The sequence below is a fragment of the Corallococcus sp. CA054B genome (assembly GCF_003611625.1).
Lineage (GTDB): Bacteria > Myxococcota > Myxococcia > Myxococcales > Myxococcaceae > Corallococcus > Corallococcus coralloides.
In genome coordinates this window covers 42,780-50,594 of record NZ_RAVY01000049.1, presented here as the reverse complement: position 1 = coordinate 50,594, position 7,815 = coordinate 42,780, and the positions used below count along the sequence as shown (strand labels likewise).

Below are 7,815 nucleotides of genomic sequence, written 5' to 3'. Positions count from 1 at the left end.
GCGAAGAGGTGCCCCGAGTAGACGTCCTCCCCCCACGCCGTGCGCACCAGCGCCATGAGGCCGTCAATCGACTTGCGCATGTCCACCGGCTCCACCGCCAGCACCACGCGCACCGACGCAGGCAGGGCGAACACGGCTTACCGCCCCAGCGCCGCGACGAGCCGGGCCACGTAGCCGACGTCGGTACCGACGGCGAATCGCACCCGCGCTCCGCCCGCGGCCACCACCTCCAGCACGGACTCGGCCGCCTCCGGGGCGCTCGCCACCTGCACCGGCAACAGCCGCACGGCTTCCGCTCGCGATGGCGCGGCCCGACGTGCCCGGTACACCCACGACTGCAACGTGCTCAGCCGCACGCCCCGCGCCAACGCGAACTCCCGCTGCGTCTGCCCGCTCGCGTCAAAGGCCTCCGCGATGCGCGCCCACTCCGGTTTCTCCACCTGCTTCGCCATGCCCGGAAGCGTCCGCCGCGCGCCGCTACCCCGGCAATCCCTCACGGCACGTCGTTGGCCGGACGGTTACCGCGAGACGAAGGCGAAGAGGTGCCCCGAGTAGACGTCCTCGCCCCACGCGCCGCGCACCAGGGCCATGAGGCCATCAATCGACTTGCGCATGTCCACCGGCTCCACCGCCAGCACCACGCGCACCGACGCAGGCAGGGCGAACACGGCTTACCGCCCCAGCGCCGCGACGAGCCGGGCCACGTAGCCGACGTCGGTACCGACGGCGAATCGCACCCGCGCTCCGCCCGCGGCCACCACCTCCAGCACGGACTCGGCCGCCTCCGGGGCGCTCGCCACCTGCACCGGCAACAGCCGCACGGCTTCCGCTCGCGATGGCGCGGCCCGACGTGCCCGGTACACCCACGACTGCAACGTGCTCAGCCGCACGCCCCGCGCCAACGCGAACTCCCGCTGCGTCTGCCCGCTCGCGTCAAAGGCCTCCGCGATGCGCGCCCACTCCGGTTTCTCCACCTGCTTCGCCATGCCCCGAAGCGTCCGCTGCGCGCCGCTACCCCGGCAATCCCTCACCGCACGTCGTTGGCCGGACGGTTACGAGCAATCCCCTCATTTGAAGTTTCTCCTCGGAGAACCCGTGAGCGGCCGAGCAGGCGGGCTCAGAGAGAGAAATGAGAATGAGGGGATGCTTCAGGGACTGGGCTGGAGGGACGACTGCAACGTGCTCAGCCTCAGGCCCCGCGCCAACTCGGACTCCCGTTGCGTCTGCCCACAGGCCTCGAAGTCCTCCGCGATGCGCGCCCACTCCGGATTCTCCGCCTGCTTCGACATAACCAGCAGCGTCCACCGCGCCCAGCTACGTCGACAACCCCTCACGGCACGTCGTTGGCCGGACGGTTACGTCCTGCGGGCGTCAGGCGCCCACCTGCTCCACGTGCGGAAGCGCGTCACTGCCCATGGTGGAAGCTGCGGGACAGACGTGGCGGTGGACGTCTGCATGAAGTGTCGGGGTGTAGCCCTGGAAGCGGAGAAGTTGGCCTGGCGCCAGAAGGCCGCAGAGCCGGCAACTCGCCATGAGCCGCTGCCAGTCGCCGTCGACTTCGAGTACGACAGCCGGCGAAGCCTGAGCCTGTTGCCCAATGTGCGCATTGGCGACGAACCGGCCTGAGTGACCTACCTCCGGAGGATAGGCGTGCATTACGGGTTCATCTGGGAGGATCGGCTGCTCTGTTGACGCCAACCCTCACCCAAACTCTCATTTGGCATCGGCGACATACCCCAAAAACTCCTTATGCGGCGTGCGCACCACATCCCAGCGGCCTTTCATCCCTGACGGTCTCTCACGCGCCGCCACTACAGACAAAACAAGCCTTCGCTTCGCACGGGAGATACCAACAAAAAAAGCAGAACGCTCCTCAACCAGCTTCCCCCAAAACGTCTCCTTCTCAACCCCCAACATGACAACAGAATCAAACTCCAATCCTTTCGATTTATGAATAGTCATCAGGCGCACATTGCCATCTTCTGAAAACCGCGACAGAGCCACGACAACCCCTTGCCCAGCACGCAGCAATTCGCCGATACGCTGAAATGCATTCAAAGTCACCTCATCCAGCCAGCCACCATGTTCGTAGTCTGCCGAAAGAGACCTAAGCACCTGAACACCAACCGACTGCAGAAATCCTGTTGCCAATTCCCTCAGCACATCAGCATCCACTAACTGCAGCGAATTCTGCCGAAAACGTTGGCGAGAATCATCAATAAACAGACGCCAACGCAAGCGCGTTCCATACGCCTCAACTTCGTCTGCATCGACATCCAAAAGCACTTCCATAAGCCTGCGATACGCGTCTGGCTCGTACTCACCCACAACCACCAACAGAAAATCAACAATCAACCTTGCCACGGGCTCAGTTGACAGGTCCTGCAACGAAACTTCGTTGCGATAGGAAATCCCGAGCCGATCAAGCGCAAGCATCAGCCGTGCAGCGTAGTGCTCCACCTGCCTGGAAACGAGGACAGCGATGTCAGAAGGAGCAATATTCTCATTACTGATCCACTTCTGAATCGTGGCCGCCAACGCATCTGCCTCTTTCTGACAATCCGAATAAGAAAGCACCTCAACAGAGCCAGCATCCTGTGCAATCTGTTCATCCGGAACTGCGGCGGCAGGGTCCATCACCTTGACCATGGCATTTTGCATGCGCCTCAATCGCGGCTGAGAACGGAAATTTTGATACAAATTCAAAGAAATGGCCGAAAAATCCGAAGCAAATCTTTGAAAAACTCCGTCCAACGCGCCTGCCCAAGCCATAATGGACTGCTTGACGTCACCAACGGCCGTAACATTGACGTGCGTCCCCTTGAAGGCAGCACAAATTAACTCATACTGAAACCCTGTGCAATCCTGAAACTCATCTAAAAACACATGGCTGTATGTTTGGCGCACAGCATTTCGGGCCATTGGGCTTTTTCGCAAGATATCAATCGCCAACGGAACCATATCCAGAAAACCTATCTGCCGCCGATGGACGCGAGGATCTCCCACGGTGTAGTCAGCATCCAGAGCATCATCTCCCGTAAGGACAGGACGGAAGCGATCTATTAGCCTTTTGGCAAACCCATGAAACGTATAGCTATCAAGCCTTGACGCCAACTCCGGTCCACAGCGACGTCGGACTCGCTCTTTTAGGTTCTTGCTAGCATCAACTTTAAAAGAAATCGCTAGGATACGTTGTGGGTAGCGGCACGTGCCAGTACGCAACAAAAACCCAGCACGCTGCGCCAACATCTCGGTCTTACCAGCTCCAGGCCCTGCGGTAAGAACCAAACTCCGTTCAATTTCAATAGCAGCAGCAAGAGCATTTGGCTCAAGCGCAAGTCCCTCAGATGGCTGCCACTGACTCGGCTTGATCATTCTGACAACTCCGCCAGCTTTGATTTAACTAGTGCGACCAAGCTCGCAATCTCCCTTGGCATGCCAATCCGAATCTCTTCATTATTGAGGCGAGCCATGGCAGAAATGTGAGCTACCGGCTTACTGCCCAGCTTAAACCGGCTATGGTACGCAGAAAAATACAACTGTTGCTCAGCTGTATATTGTCCCACATCGCCATGACTTTTCCCAAGCACTGCCGAAACGAGTTTGGCGTCGGGAGCCTGCAGTTCTTCCTTCCCAACGCCATACGCCGCCGGAAACTGCTTAATCATTGAGAAATCCAAGTCAAGCGGCGACGAGAAATAGACACCACGCGTTTCAAGAAAAGCCAAGGCTTTCCCGGCTCGCTCTGACTTCATCAACTGGTCGTCGCCATTCCACTTCGGCAATCCCTCAATCAACTCCAGTGTCAATCCTGCTTCCGTTCCAAGTTTATGCATTTGCTGCAACGCGTATTTTACGCGCCCCCAGCCCCCCTGGTGCCGAGCAAGGTCCAGGTCCAAAATCGTCACATACGGAATCTGCAAATCATGAAGTAGGCGCCAGAAATGATTCACATGCCGTCCCCCCAACGGCACTATAGAAATTGATGAGTCATCCTCGAAAAGCCCATCAGCTTGAAGCGCTCTAGGCAAGACAATCTCTTCACTGTCCCCCTCCCCCAGAACAACAAGGCGCGAGAAATACAACTCAGGAAATGACTGAATTGCCTCCCTCACAAACTTAAAAGCCTCATCTGCAGCGTCGGGCATCACGATTTGCCGGACGACCGTAACTCGATCATCGCCAAGGCGGAGGTGCCGAATATTCTCAGGCAAAACGCGCTTCAGCAACGATGGAGAATGCGTCGTAATTACGGCCTGCGCATCCCGATTCTTAGAAAACTCACCCAGCGAATTTATTACTCGCCCCAAATAATGAGGCGACAAACTATTCTCCGGCTCCTCCATTGCAACCAGCGAAAAGACCGCTGGCCTCAACTTCCCAACATCGAAATCAGAATTCTCCCCCTCAAGCACTTTTTGACCAATAGCCTGCATCGACAGCACAAGCGAAATATAGAGAATGGACTGCTGGCCATCGCTAAGCCGCGAATAATCTACAAGCAGTTCGCCGTGGCCAGGCGTGAAGCCCACGGTAAGATGTCTCAGCAGGCTTTCGAGTTCATTGCGAGCAAAAGAAAGACGTGGATCCGCATAATAGTCCCCCTTATGAAGACGCCCCCAGTGCGACGACAATTGGGCACCTATCCCAGCAATCGCAGCATGACCCGTTAGGCTTTCGCTTATCGACTTCGTGAGCTGCCCAATCTTCTCGCGTTCGATTTTCCAGTCCGCAGCACGCAAGGCACGCCCAAGGAGCGAACTGGAAGCATAGGAAATGTGATCTGTTGGATCTCTGCGCGCAGGCAGATAGTGAACCTGGATTGTATTGCGTTCGTGCTTTTGAACAGGCGCAGTCTTAACTGGATCGCCTTGCTCATTAGCCTCCAGAACATACTCAAACGACTCTTCGATATCACCATACTCATCCAACTTAGCTGTCAACCTCATTCGTACACATGGGACTCCATCCGCAGTCTCCAGTCGCATGTGAGCAAAATTCCCCGGGACAGCCAAATGTCGAGACTTTTCATCTTGAAGCTCAGCGAACTCAAACTGCGCCTCAATCCACAGAGTGCGCGGATATTCAAGCTCACCTTTTTCCAGCTGCTCCGCAGACACATGGAAATCCGTCTGTCGTATGCGCCTAAGCGACGACTCAAAGCTGAATAACCTTGCCAATGACTGCAGCACCGCAGTCTTCCCCGATCCATTTGGACCTATGACAAATGTCAACGACTCAAACGAAATGCTTGTTGGATTGAAACCGAAAGACTGGAAATTACATATCTTGAGCGATACGAGTTTCATGACCCCTCCGAACAGACGAATCTTCATGCGAAGTAGGCATGAGGATTCCATCTCTATTGCACATCAAGGCCATCTTCTTGTCTAGGCAGGCGGAGAGGTCCTGCTAGACCCAAGCCTGAGTCTTAAAGGATTTGGGAGCCTAATCGCCGATTGAACCATGGAGCCACCTCATGGGTTCGGCACCGGCTCAATCAATGTGACGACGACGCTTACCGATGCCAATCACCCGTGGGCTTCAAGCTGTTCTCCATCCGCGAGGAGTCGTTCTACTCACGGCTGGGGCTGCGCAATGGAGACGTGCTCCAGCGCATCAACGGCCTGGACCTGGACAGCCCCGACAAGGCGCTGGAGGCCTTCACCACACTCCGAGACGCCCGGCGCATCGAGCTGCAAATCGAGCGCGGCGGAGCACCAGTCCGGAAGACCTTCGACGTCCAGTAGGCCCCTTACGCCTGCGCCGCCGCCAGCTTCTCCTGCGCGGCCTCCCACCGGGCATAGAGGTCCTCCAGCTCCTCCTTGCCCGTGCGGTGCGCGTCCATCAGCGGCTTCGCCCGGGCGAAGTCGTTGTAGAGCACCGGGTCCGCCAGCTGCGTCTCGCGCTCCTTCTGTTCGGCCTCCACCTTCGCGATGCGCTCCTCCAGCTTCGCGATCTCCTTCTTGATGGGGCCCTCCACCACGGAGCGCCGCTGGCGGGCCTCCGCCTCCAGGCGCTTGCGGTCCTTCTCCGACACCGGGCCCGCCGCCCCCGCCGCCGCGCCCTTCCCGCTCGGCGCGCTCGTGTCCGCGCCCTCGGCCGCCAGGCGCACCTGCTCCTGGTGGTAGAGGTACTCGTCCAGGTTGCCCGCGTGCGACGTGAGCTTGCCGTCCGCCACCTCCCAGACGTGCGTGCACAGGTTGTTGATGAAGCTGCGGTTGTGGCTCACGAACAGGAGCGTGCCGCCGTACAGCTTCAGCGCTTCAATCAGCATCTCCGACGAGTCCAGGTCCAGGTGGTTCGTCGGCTCGTCCATCAGCAGGAAGTTGGACGGAATCAGGAGCAGCTTCGCCAGCGCCACGCGCGCCCGCTCGCCACCGCTCAGCACGCCAATGGGCTTGTCCACGTCGTCGCCGCTGAAGAGGAACGCGCCCAGCACGCCGCGCACGTAGCTCTCCGGCTTGTCCGCCGCCAGGGGCCGCACCTCTTCAATGATGGTGTTGCGGCGGTCCAGCTTGTCCGCGTGGTGCTGCGCGTAGTAGCCCACCACCACGTTGTGCCCCAGCGTCACCTTGCCGCTGTCCGGCGCCAGCTCCCCCGCCACCATCTTGAGCAGCGTCGTCTTGCCCGCGCCGTTCGCGCCCACCACGGCGATGCGCTGGCCCCGCTCCAGCCGCGCGTTCAGCCCGTCGTAGACGGTGAGCGGGCCGTAGCGCTTGGTGATGTCCTCCATCAACACCACGTCGCGGCCTGAGCGATCCACTTCCGGGAAGCGGAACTTCATCGTCTGGCGCTCTTCCAGGACCTGGACCTTCTCCAGCTTGGCCAGCATCTTCGCGCGGCTCTGCGCCTGCTTCGCCTTGGTGGCCTTCGCGCCGAACCGGTCGATGAAGCCCTGCAGCTCCGCGCGGCGCTGCTCCACCTTCTCCGCCCGCGCCTGCAGGAGCACCATCTCCTCGGCGCGCTGGCGCTTGTAGTCCTCGTAGTTGCCGGCGTACTCGCGCACGCCCTCCATCTCCAGCGACACCACCCGGTTGATCTGCCGGTTGAGGAAGTCGCGGTCGTGGGAGATGAGCACCATCGCCTTATTGGAGCGGCGCAGGAACCCGTCGAACCACGCGAGCGTGGGCACGTCCAGGTGGTTCGTGGGCTCGTCCAACAGCAGCAGGTCCGGGTCCTGGAGGAGCAGGCCCGCGAGCGCCGCGCGCATGCGCCAGCCTCCAGACAGCGCCTGGGTGGGCTTGGACAGGTCCGCGTCCTTGAAGCCCAGGCCCTTGAGGATGCGCTCGGCGTGGTGGCGGCCGTAGCGGTTCTCGAAGTCGTCCAGCTCCGCGTGGAGGTCCGCCAGCGTCTGGGCCAGCTCCAGCTGCTCCTCCTCGTCCGTGCTGGCCGCGAGCGCCGCCTCCGTGTCCTTCAGGCGCGACTCCAGCGAGTCCCGGCCGGGGACGGTGCTCATCACCGCCTCCACGACGGTGCCCTCCGGCAGGCCGGCAATCTCCTGGGGCAGGTACCCCGCCCGGGCCCGGCGGCTGTACTGGACGGTGCCCCCGTCCGGCTGGCTCGCCCCGGCGATGATCTTCATGAGGGACGACTTGCCCGTCCCGTTGGCCCCCACCAGCCCCACCCGGTCCCTGGGACCGAGGGTGAAATTGTCCTCGTCGAAGAGGACCTTCTTTCCGTAGGCGAGGCTGATGTCCTGGGCGATGACGAGGCTCATGGCGGAGGGGGGAGATAACAGCCGGCAGGGCCTTCGGGAACGGTTCTGATGCCTGCCTGACTGCCCAGGGAGCACATCTCCCCGGTTGGGCGGAA

At 60.4% G+C, this 7,815-nt stretch carries 10 protein-coding genes; 2 read left to right on the top strand and 8 right to left on the bottom strand.

The window, feature by feature from the left end; all coding sequences use genetic code 11:
• From tnpB (D7V80_RS43920) to D7V80_RS41790, 5 genes are all read right to left on the bottom strand, one after another.
• Positions 1-104 (bottom strand): IS66 family insertion sequence element accessory protein TnpB (gene tnpB, locus D7V80_RS43920; RefSeq protein ID WP_370452494.1); only part of this gene is annotated, 104 nt, incomplete at its 3' end.
• Positions 105-137: 33 nt separating this feature from the next.
• A complete protein-coding gene (locus D7V80_RS15015) occupies positions 138-452 on the bottom strand; it encodes a hypothetical protein (protein ID WP_120588813.1) in 315 nt (104 codons plus the stop codon).
• Between the two features lie 66 nt (positions 453-518).
• Complete coding sequence (gene tnpB / locus D7V80_RS15010; RefSeq protein WP_120588814.1) at positions 519-668, bottom strand: IS66 family insertion sequence element accessory protein TnpB; 150 nt, start codon at positions 666-668, stop codon at positions 519-521.
• A gap of 3 nt (positions 669-671) precedes the next feature.
• Positions 672-986, bottom strand: coding sequence for a hypothetical protein (locus D7V80_RS15005; RefSeq protein WP_120588813.1), 315 nt, complete (start codon positions 984-986; stop codon positions 672-674).
• Between the two features lie 162 nt (positions 987-1,148).
• Positions 1,149-1,289, bottom strand: coding sequence for a hypothetical protein (locus D7V80_RS41790; RefSeq protein ID WP_158616634.1), 141 nt, complete (start codon positions 1,287-1,289; stop codon positions 1,149-1,151).
• 148 nt (positions 1,290-1,437) lie between these two features.
• Here D7V80_RS41790 and D7V80_RS15000 point away from each other — a divergent pair, with 148 nt between their 5' ends.
• Complete coding sequence (locus D7V80_RS15000; RefSeq protein ID WP_120588812.1) at positions 1,438-1,626, top strand: hypothetical protein; 189 nt, start codon at positions 1,438-1,440, stop codon at positions 1,624-1,626.
• Between the two features lie 87 nt (positions 1,627-1,713).
• Here the strand turns inward: D7V80_RS15000 and D7V80_RS14995 are convergent, their stop codons facing one another.
• Both D7V80_RS14995 and D7V80_RS14990 read right to left on the bottom strand, forming a co-directional pair.
• Positions 1,714-3,375 (bottom strand): UvrD-helicase domain-containing protein, encoded by a 1,662-nt coding sequence (locus D7V80_RS14995; protein WP_120588811.1) that lies wholly within the window; start codon positions 3,373-3,375, stop codon positions 1,714-1,716.
• Positions 3,372-5,336: an ATP-dependent endonuclease gene (locus D7V80_RS14990; protein ID WP_199738648.1), complete on the bottom strand. Its 1,965-nt coding sequence runs from the start codon at positions 5,334-5,336 to the stop codon at positions 3,372-3,374. The genes D7V80_RS14995 and D7V80_RS14990 overlap by 4 nt, the downstream gene beginning before the upstream one ends.
• 201 nt (positions 5,337-5,537) lie before the next feature.
• Between D7V80_RS14990 and D7V80_RS14985 the strand changes: the two genes are divergently transcribed.
• Positions 5,538-5,750, top strand: a complete 213-nt coding sequence (locus D7V80_RS14985) for a hypothetical protein (protein ID WP_120588809.1) — start codon at positions 5,538-5,540, stop codon at positions 5,748-5,750.
• A gap of 5 nt (positions 5,751-5,755) precedes the next feature.
• Here D7V80_RS14985 and D7V80_RS14980 read toward each other — a convergent pair whose 3' ends face one another.
• Complete coding sequence (locus D7V80_RS14980) at positions 5,756-7,720, bottom strand: ABC-F family ATP-binding cassette domain-containing protein (protein WP_120588808.1); 1,965 nt, start codon at positions 7,718-7,720, stop codon at positions 5,756-5,758.
• Positions 7,721-7,815: the final 95 nt, after the last annotated feature.

What these genes read in the sequence shown, in the direction of transcription:
- D7V80_RS15015 (WP_120588813.1), bottom strand. Translation starts at nt 452, where the DNA reads ATGGCGAAGCAGGTGGAGAAACCGGAGTGGGCGCGCATCGCGGAGGCC.
- D7V80_RS15005 (WP_120588813.1), bottom strand. Translation starts at nt 986, where the DNA reads ATGGCGAAGCAGGTGGAGAAACCGGAGTGGGCGCGCATCGCGGAGGCC.
- D7V80_RS41790 (WP_158616634.1), bottom strand. Translation starts at nt 1,289, where the DNA reads ATGTCGAAGCAGGCGGAGAATCCGGAGTGGGCGCGCATCGCGGAGGAC.
- D7V80_RS14995 (WP_120588811.1), bottom strand. Translation starts at nt 3,375, where the DNA reads ATGATCAAGCCGAGTCAGTGGCAGCCATCTGAGGGACTTGCGCTTGAG.
- D7V80_RS14990 (WP_199738648.1), bottom strand. Translation starts at nt 5,336, where the DNA reads ATGAAGATTCGTCTGTTCGGAGGGGTCATGAAACTCGTATCGCTCAAG.
- D7V80_RS14980 (WP_120588808.1), bottom strand. Translation starts at nt 7,720, where the DNA reads ATGAGCCTCGTCATCGCCCAGGACATCAGCCTCGCCTACGGAAAGAAG.